The sequence below is a fragment of the Arthrobacter sp. E44 genome (assembly GCF_041877125.1).
Taxonomy (GTDB): domain Bacteria; phylum Actinomycetota; class Actinomycetes; order Actinomycetales; family Micrococcaceae; genus Arthrobacter.
Genome location: NZ_JBHDJA010000008.1, coordinates 115,694 through 132,098 on the forward strand (window position 1 = coordinate 115,694; position 16,405 = coordinate 132,098).

The 16,405-nt window shown below is 66.3% G+C and carries 13 protein-coding genes and 1 tRNA gene; 5 read left to right on the forward strand and 9 right to left on the reverse strand.

All coding sequences use genetic code 11. From position 1 onward, the window contains the following. Positions 1-29: 29 nt before the first annotated feature. From ACETK3_RS09305 to ACETK3_RS09315, 3 genes are all read left to right on the forward strand, one after another. Positions 30-1,004, forward strand: coding sequence for a Gfo/Idh/MocA family protein (locus ACETK3_RS09305; protein ID WP_306970217.1), 975 nt, complete (start codon positions 30-32; stop codon positions 1,002-1,004). 130 nt (positions 1,005-1,134) lie between these two features. After that, positions 1,135-2,085: a CPBP family intramembrane glutamic endopeptidase gene (locus ACETK3_RS09310; RefSeq protein WP_236802521.1), complete on the forward strand. Its 951-nt coding sequence runs from the start codon at positions 1,135-1,137 to the stop codon at positions 2,083-2,085. 121 nt (positions 2,086-2,206) lie between these two features. After that, entirely contained in the window at positions 2,207-3,376 is a 1,170-nt protein-coding gene (locus tag ACETK3_RS09315) for a cytochrome P450 (protein WP_306970219.1), read from the forward strand. A 49-nt stretch (positions 3,377-3,425) separates the two neighbouring features. Here ACETK3_RS09315 and ACETK3_RS09320 read toward each other — a convergent pair whose 3' ends face one another. Genes ACETK3_RS09320 through ACETK3_RS09330 form a run of 3 tightly spaced genes read right to left on the reverse strand, consistent with a single transcriptional unit; the run spans position 3,426 to position 5,644 of the window. After that, positions 3,426-4,178 carry a lytic transglycosylase domain-containing protein gene (locus ACETK3_RS09320; protein WP_306970221.1) on the reverse strand — a complete coding sequence of 251 codons (753 nt, stop codon included), beginning with the start codon at positions 4,176-4,178 and terminating at the stop codon, positions 3,426-3,428. Between the two features lie 37 nt (positions 4,179-4,215). Then, positions 4,216-5,250 carry a zinc-binding dehydrogenase gene (locus tag ACETK3_RS09325; protein ID WP_306970223.1) on the reverse strand — a complete coding sequence of 345 codons (1,035 nt, stop codon included), beginning with the start codon at positions 5,248-5,250 and terminating at the stop codon, positions 4,216-4,218. A 10-nt stretch (positions 5,251-5,260) separates the two neighbouring features. Then, positions 5,261-5,644 (reverse strand): hypothetical protein, encoded by a 384-nt coding sequence (locus ACETK3_RS09330; protein WP_373992775.1) that lies wholly within the window; start codon positions 5,642-5,644, stop codon positions 5,261-5,263. A gap of 289 nt (positions 5,645-5,933) precedes the next feature. Here ACETK3_RS09330 and ACETK3_RS09335 point away from each other — a divergent pair, with 289 nt between their 5' ends. Further along, entirely contained in the window at positions 5,934-6,449 is a 516-nt protein-coding gene (locus tag ACETK3_RS09335) for a nucleoside kinase (RefSeq protein ID WP_373992776.1), read from the forward strand. 34 nt (positions 6,450-6,483) lie between these two features. On the opposite strand, the gene selB is transcribed toward ACETK3_RS09335, so the two are convergent. From selB to ACETK3_RS09350, 3 genes are all read right to left on the reverse strand, one after another. Further along, a complete protein-coding gene (gene selB / locus ACETK3_RS09340; RefSeq protein WP_306970228.1) occupies positions 6,484-8,280 on the reverse strand; it encodes a selenocysteine-specific translation elongation factor in 1,797 nt (598 codons plus the stop codon). A gap of 2 nt (positions 8,281-8,282) precedes the next feature. Continuing rightward, positions 8,283-9,614 (reverse strand): L-seryl-tRNA(Sec) selenium transferase, encoded by a 1,332-nt coding sequence (gene selA / locus ACETK3_RS09345; RefSeq protein WP_306970230.1) that lies wholly within the window; start codon positions 9,612-9,614, stop codon positions 8,283-8,285. 36 nt (positions 9,615-9,650) lie between these two features. After that, positions 9,651-9,745, reverse strand: a tRNA-Sec gene (locus tag ACETK3_RS09350). 44 nt (positions 9,746-9,789) lie between these two features. On the opposite strand from ACETK3_RS09350, the gene selD reads away from it, so the two are divergent. After that, positions 9,790-10,815, forward strand: a complete 1,026-nt coding sequence (gene selD / locus ACETK3_RS09355; protein ID WP_236802508.1) for a selenide, water dikinase SelD — start codon at positions 9,790-9,792, stop codon at positions 10,813-10,815. A 13-nt stretch (positions 10,816-10,828) separates the two neighbouring features. Here the strand turns inward: selD and nrfD are convergent, their stop codons facing one another. From nrfD to fdh, 3 genes are all read right to left on the reverse strand, one after another. Beyond that, on the reverse strand, positions 10,829-11,920 hold the full coding sequence (nrfD, locus tag ACETK3_RS09360) for an NrfD/PsrC family molybdoenzyme membrane anchor subunit (RefSeq protein ID WP_306970232.1): 1,092 nt from the start codon (positions 11,918-11,920) through the stop codon (positions 10,829-10,831). Then, on the reverse strand, positions 11,917-12,924 hold the full coding sequence (locus tag ACETK3_RS09365; RefSeq protein ID WP_306970234.1) for a 4Fe-4S dicluster domain-containing protein: 1,008 nt from the start codon (positions 12,922-12,924) through the stop codon (positions 11,917-11,919). The genes nrfD and ACETK3_RS09365 overlap by 4 nt, the downstream gene beginning before the upstream one ends. A 101-nt stretch (positions 12,925-13,025) precedes the next feature. After that, positions 13,026-16,361: a formate dehydrogenase gene (gene fdh / locus ACETK3_RS09370; RefSeq protein WP_373992777.1), complete on the reverse strand. Its 3,336-nt coding sequence runs from the start codon at positions 16,359-16,361 to the stop codon at positions 13,026-13,028. Positions 16,362-16,405 lie beyond the last annotated feature (44 nt).

The window sequence follows — 16,405 nt, forward strand, 5'->3', positions numbered from 1 at the left end:
CGACGGCGGCATAGCAAGGAGAAAACACAGTGCTACGAATAGGAATCCTGGGTGCAGCAGGAATTGCGCCCGCTGCAGTCATCCGGCCGGCCGTCCGCCGCTCCGACGTCCAAGTCGTGGCCGTGGCGTCCCGCCGGAAGGAGAGTGTCCGGCAGTTCGCCGATAGCCACGGAATCGACCGCTTCTACGGGGACTACTCCGAAATGCTGGCCGACTCCGAGATAGACCTGGTCTATAACGCACTTCCGCCCTCCGGGCACGCCGCGTGGTCTATTGCGGCCCTGGAGGCCGGCAAGCACGTACTTTGCGAGAAACCGTTCGCAATGAACGCTGAAGAGGCCGGCCAAATGATTGAAGCTGCGCGCTCGACAGGCTACCGGCTCATTGAGGCCTTCCACGACCGTTACCACCCGTTGAGCGCTGAAGTCGATGCCGTCAAGGCTTCAGGCGCGCTCGGCGAGATCACGATGTTGCGCGCGGACTTTTCCGCCTCCAATCCGTTTGATCCGGCCTCGCTGCGGCACGATCCGCAGTTGGGGGGTGGGTCGCTGATGGACCTGGGCTGCTACCCCGTCCACTGGGTGCGTGCGCTTATGGGCGAGGAACCAACGGTGCTTGGGGCGAGGGCGACAGTTAATCCTCTCGGCGCGGACCTCAGCGTCAGCGCCGACCTGCAGTTCCCCTCGGGAGCACAAGCGCTCGTCACCTCGGCAATGGTCGAACAGGCACAGCACCTGAACTCTTCACTTGAGGTAACCGGTACCGGAGGACGGCTGCAGGTCAACAACATGGTCTTCCCCTCCCGGGGCCATTCCATCACCCTTACCACCGAGGGGCTGGACCGCACCTGGACTGTAAGGGGGCTCGAGACGTATGACCACCAACTCGAAGCTGTCGTCACTGCTCTTCAAACGGGCAGCGAACTGCCCACGGAGGGGTCCGACTGCCTGGCCAACATGAAAATCATTGACGCAATTTACCGCGCCGCCGGGGTTGCCCGCTGAGGCCCGCCGCAGCTTGGCACGGTCCGCGGGGCACTGTTCAAGCCCGGTTGGGCCCTTCGCCCCTATAGCCGGGGTTTGCCTCGGGAAAGACTTGATACATGCAGTCCGCCGGCGCATGGAGTGGGGTGTCATGTCGGGAACAAACCTGAGTGGAAGGGCCCATGTTCTGCCGCGGTTTGCCTGGCCGGTGTTCCTCGTCGGCGCGATACTGCTGCTGTCCTTGGGGAACCCCGCGGTGTACGGGGTTGGCGTTCCAGTTGCCGCGCTGGTTTTCGCACTCGTTTTGCCCACGTCCCGGCCCCGCTGGGCCGGACATCCGGACTGGCCTGACATCGGTGCCGTTGCCGCACTGTACCTGGGCGTCGTGGCCCTCTTTTGGCTGGCCTTCAGGGTGTTCACCCAGGGAAATACGCTGGGGCTGTTCCTGTCATTCGCGGCCGGCATGCTCCTCGGTGTCCTCGGCCCCATCGGGTACAACACCTGGATCCGGAGGAGGTCCCTGGACGCGCTAGGGATCAGCCGCAAAAACCTGGGCCAGGCATTCGCCCTGGGACTCGCCCTCGCAGCCGTGCAGTTCGTCATCACGCTTTGGGGGTACCCGCTTCCGCGCCCCGTCGACTGGGTGCCTCTGGCAGCCCTTGCCATCACCGTGGGTTTCTTCGAAGCAGTCTTCTTCCGGGGCTTCATCCAGGCGCGCCTGGAAGCCAGCTTCGGCCCGATCGCGGGAGTGGCCGGCGCCGCCGCACTGTACGCGGCCTACCACGTCGGCTATGGCATGACAGGGTCCGAGATGCTCTTTCTTTTCGGCCTCGGTGTGGTCTACGCGGTTGCGTTCAGCGTCGCCCGGAACCTGATCGTCCTCTGGCCCCTGCTGGTCCCCCTCGGTTCCTTTTACAGCAACCTGCGCGGAGGTTCGATCCGGATGCCGTGGGAGGCGATCCTGGGTTTCGCGGACGTACTGGGCCTGATGGTGGCGGCTGTTTGGTTCGCCGCGCGGCATGAGCGCCGGTCCGGCTTGGCTGGAGTGCGGGGGGCCAGGGATGACAAAGCAAAGGGCAAGAACGTACGACGCCGGGAGTAATGACCCAGGGGCAGGCTTTGATTAAGATCGAGGTTCTACGGTCATTCAATTGGGGGCTTGGCACTCTTCGTTCCCGCCAGCAGCGTGAGGCACAGGGCGCCGGCCGAGCAGAGAGGCCACCATGGACACCGCCGAGTCCACGCAATACCCGCTGGATCCCTTTTCCCACTATGAACACATGCGCGCAGCCGCCCCCGTTTTCCAGGACGAACCATCAGGGAGCTGGCACGTGTTCCGGTACGACGACGTTCAGCGGGTGCTGTCCGAGCACGCTACGTTCTCCTCACGCATGGGCGGCGACGCTCCATCGGGTTCCGGCCAGTTGTTCGCATCAAGCCTGATCACAGCCGATCCCCCGCGGCATCGGCAGCTGCGTTCCCTGGTGACCCAGGCTTTCACGCCGAAAGCAGTCGATGCCTTGGCTCCCCGCATCTCCGCACTCACGGACGAACTGCTGGAGGGACTCGTGGGGCGCGGCGGCAGCGCGGACCTGATCCAGGACTTGGCCTACCCGTTGCCGGTTATTGTGATCTCCGAACTGATGGGCATTCCGGGGCAGGACCGTGAGCGCTTCAAGCACTGGTCGGACACGATTGTCAGCCAAACACGGACCGGGCCGGGCACCGACCGCCAGGACTCCACCACATCGGAAATGGTCGAATACTTCCTGGCCCTGATCGACCAGCGCAGGAGGCATCCGGGTGAGGACCTGATCAGCAGGCTGCTGTCTGCCGAGATCGAAGGCCAAAAACTTTCGGTGCCCGAACTGCTGGGTTTCTGCGCCCTGCTGCTGGTCGCCGGCAACGAGACCACCACCAACCTGATCGGCAACGCCGTTTTATGCCTGGCCGAATCGCCCGGCACCCTTGAGCGCCTACTGAACGAACCGGCCTTGTTGCCCCAGACCCTCGAAGAGGTGCTGCGCTTTCGCTCCCCTGTCCAGTCGATGTACCGGGTGAGCGTAGCGGACACCGATGTGGGCAGCGTACGCATCCCGGCCGGGGCACCGATCGTGGCCTGGATCGGCTCGGCCAACCGCGACGAGCGGCAGTTTGAACACGCGGCGGAGTTCGACGTCGACCGCAACCCGAACCGGCATCTGGCGTTCGGCCACGGCATCCACTTTTGCCTCGGCGCGCCGCTGGCCCGGCTCGAGGCGAAAATCGCACTGGAGGCCCTGCTGGCCCGCCTGCCCGGGCTGTCCGTGCCTCCCGGAGCCCGACTGGAGCGCATGGAAAGCACCATCGTCTACGGCTTGAAAGCACTTCCCATTACCTGGCACCCCGCCTGACCGCCGCCCAGGCAAGCGCCCGGAAAAACCCCCGACTGCCAGTCGTGGCTTAGTCGGGGGTACCCGTTTTCGTGGCGTAGGCCGTGGCTTGGGCACGTACCTTGCGGATATAGGCGTCGGACTGGTTGTAGGCGTAGATGGCATCCGTCCACCCCTGCGCTGTCGTGAGGTCGCGGCCGCGGTCACACAAGTAGGTGGCGGCGCTGAGGGCGGCATCGTCGATATTGAAGGGGTCTGCTGTTCCGTCCCCGTTCCCGTCCCTCCCTGCCAGACGCCAGGTGGAAGGAATGAATTGCATGGGCCCCACCGCGTGGTCCCAGTTGGCGTCGCCATCCAGGGCACCGGCGTCGGTGTCGGGGATAGCGGCGAAACCTGACCCATTGAGGCTTGGGCCCACGATGGGCCCGCTGGCCTGGCCCAAGGCGTCCAGGCTGCCCCCACCATAGGTTCCGTGGCCTGATTCGACGAAGCCGACGGCGGCCAGGGTATTCCAGCCGATTCTGCATTGCGGCATGGAACCATTTGCCGTCACGGCCGCAGCAACATAAGCGCGCAGGGCACGGGCAGGGATTCCAGTTTCGGCGGAAGCCGCGCGAAGCCATTCGGCGTCGGGACTGCGTGTGACGTCCACGGCAGTGGTCATCCCGCCCGTCCCGGTTTCAAGGGTCACCAGCGCCCGCGGCGGCGGCGAAAGTGCCACCCTGGCGTCCGCCCCGGCCTGTCCTATCACCCAAAACGAGAAAACCGCGCTGGCGCAGGCCACAAACAGGCTGAAAACTACAAAGCGTCTTACACGGAGCACTGACTAATCAAACCACCCAATCCGGGAACCGAATGCGTCACCGCGTGGGATCGATCATTGTCATGCCGGCGACGTTCGCAGTATCGAAGTGTGGCAGCATGGCAGCGGCCTCCTCCAACCCGATGATGCGCTCGATGAGTTTCTGTGGTTCCAGTGCTCCCGATGCGATCAGGGCGAGCATTCCGGGGTAATCCACCGCTGCCATGCCGTGGCTACCGAAGACGTCCAGTTCCCACGCAATGACTCGGGCCATGGGCACCCGGGGATGCCCCTCCACTGGCGGGAGGAGTCCGATCTGGACATGCCGGCCGCGGCGCCGAAGGCTAAGGAGCGCGTCAGCGCAGGTTTGCTCACTACCCACGGCATCAATGGAAACATGGCTTCCACCGGTTACGGCCTGCACTTGGGACGGGATGTCCGAACCGTCGGCGACCAGGACGTGGTCGGCGCCAAGAGTAGCGGCCACCTCGAGTGCTCCCGGATTGCGGTCCACGACCACCACCTTGCCGCCGAGTGCCTTCGCAATCATGACCGCGCTGAGCCCTACGCCGCCCGCCCCCACGATTGTGACCCATTCGCCGCCGGCGAGGCGTGCCCTGCGGGTAAGTGCGCGGTACGCCGTGGCAAAACGGCACCCCAGGCTTGCTGCTGCCTCGAAACTGACTCCTGCCGGGACGGCGACAAGGTTAGTGTCCGCAGCGTGAATGACCACTTGCTCGGCGAAGGAGCCCCAATGGGTGAAGCCGGGTTGCTGCTGTGCGGGACAGACCTGCGCGTTCCCCCCGCGGCACCACTCACAGGCCCCGCAGCCCTCGACGAAGGGGGCCGTCACCCTGTCGCCGACCGCCCACCTGGTCACCCCTGCGCCCACGGCGGCAACGACGCCGGCGAACTCATGGCCCGGAACATGCGGCAACGCTATGTCGTCGTGGCCGGCCCAGGCGTGCCAGTCGCTGCGGCAGAGGCCGGTGGCGGCGACGGTGACCAGGACACCGCCTGCCGGCACCTCAGGTACGGCTACTTGTTGGACAGCCAGCGGGCCGGCGATGCGGTCCATGACGATTGCACGCATAAGACCCACCCTAGAGAACGTTGATGGCAACGACGATGCCTATGATGATGGCTGCTACGAGCCCCAACATCATGTAAAGACCGGCCTTCATTGCGCTCGTCCGGACGGGTGCCCCTGTTTGGGAAAGGACCGCCTGCCAGGTCTTGATGGTTTCCAGCCCCTCGTAGTAGGAGAACATCATCAAGGCACTCCCGGCAATGCCGGCCACGCCGCCCACTCCCCCTGCGCCGCTCATGGCAGCGCCCGCGGAACCGGCACGGTTGAGGGCTGTGCGGTCCTTGAAGTCGTCGGAGGCCACCTTCATCTCCGCCTTCTGCTCCGGCGACGGGTCCGGCGACATTGACGCCCCGACGCCCAGCAGGTCAAATTTCCGGCCCTGGGCTGTGACTGCCATTGTTCCCATGCTGGTGAATCGGAATGATGCCTGCTGCACAGGCAGGGAGAGCACACTCATGCCGGCAGCATCCACCATGCGAAACATCCCTGAGGAATCCATGCTGACCACCACGGGCACTGTCTTGGCTCCATTGATCATGCTTTTTCGCCAGTACAACAGGGATTTCATCGGTGTCACGCAAACATGTGGTGGCGTCGTCATGACCACAGCTTAGGCAGCACCCTTCGCAATTGCCCGCAAGGGACACGGGGAGAACTCCCTTGGCCGCGCATCGGTACCATCAGGGATGGGCAGGAAGAACTACCTCATCGAAGGCGGCTCGGGCACCGGCAAGACGGCAGTCTGCAATGAATTGCGCCGCCGTGGCTATCACGCCATCAACGGCGACCGCGAACTCGCCTATCAAGGTGATCCGGAAACCGGAGAACCGGTAGGCGGCATCACCGGAGTCGCCGTACACGGGCACCACCTCTGGAGGGTGGACCAGGTCAGGGCGTTGGCCGCGGACCAGCGGGATGCGGTGACCTTTTTCTGCGGCGGGTCGCGGAACCTCGCCAAGTTCATCGATCTCTTCGATGGTGTCTTCGTTCTTGAGGTGGACCTGGAAACCTTGAAGCAGCGGCTGGATCAGCGCCCTGAGGACGAATGGGGAGGACGCCAAACAGAACGGGAGCTGATTGAGCACCTGCACCGAACACGGGAGGAGATTCCGCCCGGCGGCATCACGATCGACGCCACTGCCCCGCTGGCGCGCGTCGTGGATGACATCCTCCGCCGCGTCCAGCCAGCCGTCCCGGACTAGCCGTCCTTCCAAACGTGCTGCATGAGGGGCCCGGTCAGCGAACCACTGTACGGTGACCGGCATCAATCCGTTTGGTCCAGCCGCGGGAATCAAGGTGCTCCAGCAGCGGGACCGCGATCCGGCGTGTTGTGTCCAGCGCCTGGCGTGCCTGGCTGGTGGTGAAGGGCTGGGCCAGGCCGGCGAGGGTGCGCATCGCAAGCGCGGGTGCCGTGGGCAGCAGCACCACCCCGTCACGCAGACGCAGCAGCCGTCCCGTGCGTTCGGCGGCGGCCAGTTCCCGGGCGCCGAGGCCCATTGCCGCCAGCTCGTCGGCTTCCGGGGCATGGAACGCGTCTGTCTTGAGCCTGCGCTCCAACTGGGCGATTGCCGGCTCAATGGGGCCAAGGTTGCCCTGGCTGCCCGGCACCCGGATGTGGCCGCTGTCCTGCTCCAGCTCCGCCCCGCGGATAACGTGGGACAGCAACCTCTCGTCGGGCAACCTGAGCAGGTCCCGCGCCGCGCCCATGGAAAGGCCTGGGGCCAGGGGGTTCCGCTCCTGCAGCGCCTCGACCGCGCCCCGAAGCCGGTGCTGCCACGCCTCAAGGACAGGGGCATGCACCCACCAGTCACCGAAAACCCGCACGCCCTGCGGGGAATCCACAGCGTGCCCGGGCAGCAGCCCAAGCTTGCGGAGATGATCCATTTGGACCGCTCCGCGGGCTGCCACTTCCCCCAGAACGTCCCCTGCGGGATCCATCCCTGCAAGCCGTTCGGCCCAGTGCGCGCCGTCACCGCGCCGCCGCAGCTCCGGTGGGTCCGCGTCGAGAATGCGCGCCCCACCCAGGACCGAACGGCTGCCAGGGTCGCGCAGCACCAGCCGGTCCCCGAGAACCAGGGGCAGGTGCCTGTCGAGGACCAGCCGGGCATGGTCGGCCCCGAAGGGACGCAGCCGCGCCGGCACGGACGCCGTGCCCACATGCACCATGATTTGCTCGGGCACGTCGGTATACGCCACCCCGGTGGTGCGGTGGATGCCTACGACGCCGGTGGTGGGCCATGCACCAGGGGTAACCAGCGCATCCCCTCGCCTGATGTCCGTTGCGGCAACGTCGCGCAGGTTCAACGCCACCCGGCTGACCGGCTCCACCGACTGGTACGAGGTGTCGCGGCTTTGCAGGCCGCGGACCGCCACCGGCCGGGACCCCGAATGGCCCAGCAGTTCCAGCCGGTCACCCTGGGCGAGCGTGCCCGCTGCCAGTGTTCCGGTGACCACCGTTCCGGACCCGTTGATCGTGAACGACCGGTCCACCCACAACCGGACCCGCCCCGTTGTGGTGGGGGCAGGCACCTGGGCCAGGACGCCGTCGAGCGCTGCACGCAACTCAGCCAGGCCGGTCCCGTTGATGGCCGACACAGCGATGGCTGGGGCATCCCGCAGCCCGGTCCCTGCCAGCTCCGTGCGGGCCCGCGACAGCACGTCGGCGACGCGCTGCCCGGATGCCCGGTCCGCGCGGCTGAGGACTACCACGCCGTGTTCAATGCCAAGCGCAGCTACCGCATCCCGATGATCGCTTGACTGGGCCTGCCAGCCCTCATCCGCGGCTACGACGAAGCAGACCACCGGAGCCGGCCCGATTCCGGCAAGCATGTTGCCGAGGAAGCGTTCGTGGCCGGGCACGTCGACGAAGGCAACGTCCTGCCCGGACGGCAAGGTGGTCCATGCGTAGCCGAGGTCAATGGTCAGCCCGCGGCGCCGCTCTTCCTCCCATCGGTCCGGCTCCATGCCGGTAAGGGCGCGGACCAGGGTGCTTTTACCGGAATCGACATGTCCGGCCGTGGCAACGACGTGCACGGTCAGCCCGCCCTGCCTGCGTCCGCAACGTCGAGGGTTGCCAGTGCCTGCCGAACGGCATCGAGGATCCGGTCATCCTCGGCCGGCGGCACACAGCGCAAGTCGATCAGGCAGGCGCCGTCGTGGACGCGCGGCAACACGGCCGGGTCGCCGGTGCGCAAGCGTCCTGCAATTCCCTCGGGGAGCCGCAGCGCCCATCCCGGCAGCGGAACGCCGGGGGCGCCGCCGCCGCCCACCCGGCCGTCATGGGGTACGACGGGGACGCCCAAGGCGTGGGCGAGCCTGTCAGTACGGCGCCGCAACTGTTCGACGTCGGCGTGCAGCGCCTCGACGACGGGCGTCGGCCCGCCGGCGACGGTTGCTTCCAGGGCGGCCAGGGCAAGCTTGTCCGCCCGGACAGCACGGGCGAGCGGGTGGCGGGCCAGCCGGGTAATGATTTCCTTGCGGCCCAGCAGCAACCCGGCCTGGGGGCCGCCCAGCAGTTTGTCGCCGCTGGCGATGACGACGTCGGCCCCGCCCGCCAGGGCGGAGGCGACATCCGGTTCGTCCGGCAGGTACGGATCGGGCGCCAGCAACCCACTGCCCAGGTCAGCCACGAGTGGAACGCCGTGTGCCGCGGTCAGCCGGCCCAGTTCGGCAATCGGAACCGCGGACGTGAACCCGTCCACCCGGAAGTTGCTCGGGTGCACCTTGAGGACGCAGCCCGTGTCCGGTCCGACGGCCCCCGCGTAGTCATGCAGGTGTGTCCGGTTGGTGGTACCCACCTCGTGAAGCACCGCGCCTGTCGACTCCATCAGGTCGGTCAGCCTGAAGCCTGCACCGATCTCGACGAGTTCCCCGCGGCTCACCACCACCTCCCGGCCGGCGGCCAGGGCTGTGGTGGCCAACACCAGCGCTGCAGCTCCGTTGTTGACCACCAAGGCGTCCTCGGCGGCAGGACAGGCAGCGAGGAGGGCGGCCCGGGCACCGGCACCGCGGCGGGAGCGGCCGCCGTCTGCAAGGTCCAGTTCCACGTCAACGTAGCCGCTGGCAGCGACAAGGGCTTCCACCGCCGCTGCAGAAAGGGGGGCGCGGCCAAGGTTCGTGTGCACGATGACGCCGGTTGCGTTCAGCACCGGACGGAGGGTTGTTGCTTTATGTGAAGCGACGGCTGCGAGCAGGGCAGGTTGCACCTGGTTGGGAGGCAGCTCACCGCGGCGGGCCTGCTCCTGGATTTTTCGGACGAGTTCGCGGACGACGCGCTCATTCATCCGTGTCCGGGCCTCGCGGACGGCGGGCAACGCCAGCAGGTCGTTCGTGCGGGGAATCAGCCGCCGGGGATCGACCTGGACCACAGCCCTCCTCTTTTCAAGGCATTCACGCCGGTAGTTTGGCGGTGGCGGACGGGAATCGAACCCGCCAGGCCGAGATGCTCAGCCTCACCGGTTTTGAAGACCGGGGGGCCCACCAGGACCCGGACGCCACCGCGCCTCAATATAGCAGGGTTAACTGGAGGGGTACGCTAGGCGGGTGAATGAGGCTCAGACGTCAGTACAGCAACTTGATGATGGTGCCGCCGGCTTGCTCCGGCTCACCGACTATGCCCACGGCGGAGGCTGCGCCTGCAAGATTCCGCCAGGCGAACTCGAGGACGCCGTCCGCGGCCTGATCGGCCAACCGGGCGCAGAGGTGCTGGTTGGCCTGGACAGCGGCGACGACGCCGCGGCGGTCCTGGTCCGCGATGATCTGGCCGTCCTCACCACCGCTGACTTCTTCACTCCCGTGGTGGACGACGCGTTTGACTGGGGCCGGATCGCGGCCGCCAATGCCCTCTCGGACATCTACGCGATGGGCGGCCGCCCGGTCACGGCGATCAACCTCGTCGGCTGGCCCCGCGGAGTCCTGCCGATGGAATTGATGACGGAAGTCCTCCGCGGCGGGCTCAGCGTGGCGTCCCAGGCGGGGTGCCCGGTGCTCGGTGGGCACTCCATCGACGATCCGGAGCCGAAGTACGGCATGGCTGTCACGGGCGTCGCCCACCCCGACCGCCTGCTCCGCAACGACGCCGCCCAGCCCGGGCTGCCGATCACGCTCACCAAGCCACTCGGCGTCGGACTTCTCAACAACCGGCACAAGCAGACCGGGGAGGTGTTCGCTGAAGCGGTGGAGACGATGGCGGCCCTCAACCGGGACGCAGCCGACGCCGCGGTTGCTGCCGGCGTCCGGGCCGCCACTGACGTGACGGGTTTTGGCCTGCTGGGGCACCTTTACAAGATGGTCCGCGCCTCGGAGGTGGGCGCCGTGATCGATCTGAAGGCTGTACCACTGATCGAGGGCGCGCGGGAGGCACTCCGTGACGGTTTCGTCTCCGGCGGAACCCGGCGCAACCTTGATTGGGTGCGGCCGCACCTGCGCTCCGCTGCCGGCGTCACCGAAAACGACCTGCTGCTGCTGGCCGATGCCCAGACCTCAGGCGGGCTGCTGGTGGTCGGCGAGTTGCCGGGCTACCCGGTGATCGGCCACACCACTGCAGGGCGGGGCATCGAGGTCCGCTGACGCGGCTGCCCGCTCAACCGGCGGTGGTGATCGCGTCGCCGGTCACGCCTGCGGCACGGCGGGCAGCGAGCCGGTTCTTCTGCGGTTCGATGGTGTACCGCGGATCCCTGGCCGAGGCGAGGCCCGCTTCGAACACGCCGAAGCGGGTCAGGGCCGAAGCGCCCAGCAGCGCCAATCCCGAAGCTGCCGCCACCACGCGGTTCCGCCCCGCGAGCAGCGTTCCGAGTCCGCCGGCCAACGCCAACCGCTCGCTCCACTTCAGCATGGCGCCCGCCTTGCCCTGGTGCAGGGGCTCGGCGGCCACCGGATCCATGCGGCGCTCCATCACCTTCATGGCAGCGACATCCCCCAGCACGCCGAGCACCGCAAGTTTCCGGGCCGGTCCTGTCTCATGGATGGGTGTGGTAACCATGGCGAGGCCGGCAGAAGCGAGGCAGGCCGAACTAACGAAGACGAATGGCAGTTCCTCGTGCGCAGCATTCCATGTCGGGGTGGCGGTATCACCCAGCAGGACAGCCGTGTACGCCGCCAGTGGCCCGGCGAAAACCGCCGCTTCGACGCCGGCCGCACCTTCCACTGCATGCAGGACCTTCCGCAACGGACCCAGCGGAAGCCGGCTGCCGGTCATCCGGTCGATTTCCGCCACCGCGGTCACGGCCGTGCCCGCGCTGAAGGCGCTAAGGATCCACGAGCCCACACTCATCGGCGAGGTCACCTTGAAGGTCCGCAGCATGTGCAGGAAACGTTCCGGCCTGCCCAGGTCCTTCACCAGGGCAACGGCACCGGCGCTTACTGCCGCCAAGGCGCCCAGCCGGGCGTTGCGGCGAAGGATAGGCCGGCCGGTCAGCTGCCCGCCAAGACCGAGGAGGGCTGACCCGCCTGCCACGCCACCCAGGAACAGGTAGATGGCCACGTCATCGCCCCAAGGCGCCGGCTTCACGACGGGACGCCCGTAGTACGAGGTGAACTCAGGCTCCGGCACCATAGGCATTTCCCGTGAGCCGTCACCATTGTCCCGGCGTCGACCGGTGCCGCGCTTGCCGCCCTGCCGGCGGCGTCGGGCAGGTTCTGATGGCCGGAAGCTGTCGAACTCTGAGAGGGTCACGCCCGTCCTCCCAGGAAGGCCAGCGCAGCGGCCGCAGCCATGCCTGCCACGGCCATGCCGGCGCGGCGGTACATCTTCGGCAAGTCTGCGGTGGGCACCCGGGGGTCCGGCGGAAGCCCGTACACTTCTGGTTCATCCAGCAGCAGGAAGACAGATCCGGTTCCGCCGACGCCGTCGATTTCGTTCGCCCCGTAGAGCCGGGCTTCGGTCATCCCCTGCGCATGCAGGGTGGCCACCCGCTCCCGGGCCGTCTCCACCATGTCATCGTGGTCGCCGAACTTGATGGACGTCGTCGGGCATGCCTTGGCGCATGCCGGCGTCTGGTCGTCAAGCAGCCGATCATAGCACAGCGTGCACTTCTGGGCGATGCCCTCGTTGGGAACGTCGGGATGCTTGGCGTGCTGTTCTTCCCTGCTGCTGGCGACTTTGACCGTGCCGTTGCTGCGGCGCTCGATCACGCCGAAGGGGCACCCGGCCACGCAGGTACCGCAGCCGTTGCAGACATCATCCTGGACCACGACGGTGCCGAACTCTGTGCGGAACAGCGCGCCGGTGGGGCAGACGTCGAGGCAGCCGGCGTGGGTGCAGTGCTTGCAGACATCAGAGGACATCAGCCACCGGAAGTCTGCGGTGTCCGGCGGGGTAGTATCAGCGTCCGCAAGATCCGTAACAGCCGTTGCCGGGGCCGGCGGCCCGATGCGCGGCATGCCCAGGCTGACCAGGGCACGGCCTGACTCCCGCGCCTCGACAATGCGTTCCTGGCCCTGTTCGATGAAGGCGACGTGCCGCCAGGTGCTGGCGCCCAGCGATCCGGTGTTGTCGTAGGAGGACCCGAGCAGTTCCAGGTTTCCGTCCTGCGGGTTGTGGTTCCACTCCTTGCAGGCAACTTCGCAGGCCTTGCAGCCGATGCAGATCGAGGTGTCGGTGAAGAACCCCTTGCGCGGATGGTTGTGCTCCCAGTGGGCATCGGCGGTGGGGTCGGTCGGTCCGGACAGCTGGCCCATCTAGTCCTCCGTCGTCGGGTTGGTATCCGGAACGCCGCCGGCAGGCAGCGTTCCGGACGGGGCAATGTGTGCTTGGGCTGACGCGGTGGGGAGCAGACTCATCAGTTCTCCCCACCGTCGGCGCTGCCCTTTTCACCCGGGCGGGGTTGGACGCCTTCCGCCGCGGGATTGGTGACGGCGCGGTTGCCGGTCTCGGTGGTCACTCCGGCCCGTTCCTGATATTCAGCAACCAGGGCAAGCAGTTCCTCCCCGCGGGGCCTGCGGCCCGGCCGGATATCGCACGAGGCCACCTTCGATTCCTGAATCTGGACATTGGGATCAAGGGTCACACCCAGCAAATCGTTTGCAGCGTCGCCGCTGACGACGGCATTGCTGCCGACGCCCCAGTGGTACGGCAGCCCGATCTGGTGCACGGTGTGGCCTCCGACCTTGAGCGGCGCCATGCGGTCAGTAACCAAGACCTTTGCCTCGATTGCGGAGCGCGCCGAAATAATCGTGGCCCACCCGTAAGGTTCGAGACCCCGCTCCGCCGCCAGCTGAGGCGAGACTTCGCAGAACATCTCCGGTTGCAGCTCGGACAGGTACGGAAGCCAGCGGCTCATTCCGCCCGCTGTATGGTGCTCGGTCAACCGGTACGTGGTGAAGACATACGGGTAGACGTCGGAGCCACTGGTCCCCGCGCTTGGCGCACTTAGGTTGTCCTTGCGGGGGAACACCAGCCGCGCAGGGTTCTGCTGCTGCGGGTACAGCGCATTGGCCACCGGTGATTCCTGCGCCTCGTAGTGCGTGGGCAGGGGTCCGTCCATGAGGCCCTTCGGCGCAAACAGCCAGCCCTTGCCGTCAGCCTGCATGATGAAGGGATCATCACCGCTGAGGGCGGCCGGACCACCGACAGAGGGGTCCGGGTGGCTGCCCGGGGCAAGGTCAACCGGGAAGTCGGGCACGTCGTCTCCGACCCATTTACCCTGCTCCTGGTCCCACCAGATGTACTTCTTCCGCTCGCTCCACGGCTTGCCGTCCGGGTCGGCCGAGGCGCGGTTGTAGAGGATCCGGCGGTTGGCAGGCCAAGCCCAGCCCCATTCCGACGCCGTCGGCCCCTGTTCCTGGCCCGGTTTGCGGTTGGCGGCATGGTTGAAGCCGTCAGCGTAAACACCGGTGTAGATCCAGCAGCCACCAGACGTGGATCCGTCAGCCTGCATCTCCGTGTAGGAGGACAGGGGCTTCCCGGCGTCAGGACCTGCCAGGTGGCGGCCGTTGATCTCGGCAAGGACCGCTTCCGCATCGGGATCGCCGTGCTCGTCCGTGGGGTAGTCCCATGTCAGGTCGAGCAGCGGACGGTCGCGTTCGTCCTTGGAATCGGCCAGCTTCTCGCGGATCCGCTTACCCAGTTCAAAGAAGAACTGCAGTTCGCTTTGGCACTCCCCTGGCGGTGCAACCGCCTGGTGGCGCCACTGCAGCAGCCTTTGGGTCTGGGTGAACGAGCCGGCTTTCTCCACGTGGGTCGCCGCCGGCATGAAGAACACCTCTGTCTCGATGTCTTCGGTGCGCAACTCCCCCGATTCGATCTCCGGACCGTCTTTCCACCAGGTAGCGGACTCGATGAGATTCAGATCCCGCACCACAAGCCACTTCAAGTGGGACATGCCCATCCGCTGCATCCGGCCGTGGGCTGAACCCACAGCAGGGTTCTGTCCAAGGATGAAGTAGCCTTCCACTTCGTCCTCAAGCATGCCCATCACGGTCTCGTATGTACCGTGGGCTCCGGTCAGCCTCGGAATGTAGTCATAAGCCCAGTCGTTGTCCGCTGTGGCGGCGTCGCCCCACCATGCCTTCAGAAGGCTGATGGTGTAGGCATCTGCATTGGCCCAGTAACCTTTTTGCTGCTTCGACCCGATGACGGACAGATAGTCCTCGAGCGTGTCGTGGCGGCCTGCGCTGGGCATCGGCAGGTACCCGGGCAGCAGGTTGAACAGGGTGGGGATGTCCGTGGAGCCCTGGATGCTGGCATGTCCGCGTAGGGCCATGATTCCGCTTCCCGGGCGTCCCACGTTTCCGAGCAGGAGCTGCAGGATGGCGGCAGCCCGGATGAACTGCGTTCCCAGCGAGTGCTGGGTCCAGCCCACAGCATAGGCGAAACAGGTGGTCCGGTCGCGGCCCGAGTTCTCCGTGATGGTGCGTGCCAGGTACTCGAAGTCGGCCACGCTGATTCCGCACATGTCCTGGACCATCTCAGCCGTGTAACGGGCGTAGTGCCGCTTCACGATCTGGAAAACGGTCCGGGGGTTCTGGAGGGTATCGTCACGCTGGACTTCGGCGTGCTCCAAGGGCGGACCACCGCTGCCGAAAGCATGTCCGGCAGCGCGGTCCCTGGCGTCGGCACCGTGTTCCGATCCGGGTCCGGGCTCGTCAATGGCGCCGTCCCCGCGTTCCGCATATGCCCATGAGGACGTGTCGTAAGCACCCTTCTCGGGATCGAAGCCGGAGAACAGCCCGCCCAGATCCTCAGCATCGCGGTAATCGTCGTGGACCAAGGTGGCAGCGTTGGTATACGCGCTGACGTACTCCTTGAACCAGAGATCGTTGCTGATGACGTAGTTGATCAGTGCGCCGAGAAGCACCACGTCCGAGCCGGCCCGAATAGGTATGTGCTTATCCGAGACCGCTGACGTGCGGGTGAAGCGGGGATCGACGTGGATGACCTTCGCACCGCGCGCCTTCGCCTCCGCCACCCACTGATAGCCCACAGGGTGGCACTCGGCCATGTTGGACCCCTGGATGACGATGCAGTCGGCGTTGGCCATGTCCTGCAGTGATTGCGTTGCACCACCGCGTCCAAAAGAGGCTCCCAAACTGGGAACCGTCGCGGAGTGTCATATGCGGGCCTGGTTCTCGGTCTGCACCGCCCCTGCTGCTGTGAAGAGCTTCTTGATGAGGTAGTTCTCTTCGTTGTCCAGGGTTGCGCCACCGAGTGAAGCGATGCCCATGGTGCGGCGCAGCAGCCGGCCTTGATCGTCTTCCTGTTGCCAGGTCCTGCGGCGGGTCTCGATAAACCGGTCCGCCACCATGTCAAGGGCCTTCTCCAGGTCCAGGTGTTCCCACTCGGTGGAACGCGGCGCACGATAAAGCACTTTGGTCTGCCGGCCCGGCGAATTGACCAACTGCTCGCTGGCAGAGCCTTTGGGGCACAGCCGGCCACGTGAGATGGGTGAATCCGGATCGCCTTCGATCTGGACTACCTTTTCGTCCTTGACGTAGACGCGTTGCCCACAGCCAACGGCGCAGTAGGGGCACACGCTCTGCACCACACGGTCGGCAGTGGCCGTGCGGGGAGCTATTGCCTTGGTCTTGGCCGATGTGACCGCTGGGCCACGGCCGAACAGGTCGCCCGTGCTCAGCTGACGGACGACCGGCCATTGAAGAAAACTTCGCGGTGCCATTTCTGGAGCTTACCCCTGACCACGGCCGAAGTAACAGGACACGG

Bases quoted from the DNA above. Each gene is read 5' to 3' on its own strand.
- ACETK3_RS09330 (WP_373992775.1), bottom strand. From the start codon at position 5,644: ATGGCAGTCACAGCCCAGGGCCGGAAATTTGACCTGCTGGGCGTCGGG.
- ACETK3_RS09325 (WP_306970223.1), bottom strand. From the start codon at position 5,250: ATGCGTGCAATCGTCATGGACCGCATCGCCGGCCCGCTGGCTGTCCAA.
- ACETK3_RS09335 (WP_373992776.1), top strand. From the start codon at position 5,934: ATGGGCAGGAAGAACTACCTCATCGAAGGCGGCTCGGGCACCGGCAAG.
- ACETK3_RS09315 (WP_306970219.1), top strand. From the start codon at position 2,207: ATGGACACCGCCGAGTCCACGCAATACCCGCTGGATCCCTTTTCCCAC.
- ACETK3_RS09310 (WP_236802521.1), top strand. From the start codon at position 1,135: ATGTCGGGAACAAACCTGAGTGGAAGGGCCCATGTTCTGCCGCGGTTT.
- ACETK3_RS09365 (WP_306970234.1), bottom strand. From the start codon at position 12,924: ATGGGCCAGCTGTCCGGACCGACCGACCCCACCGCCGATGCCCACTGG.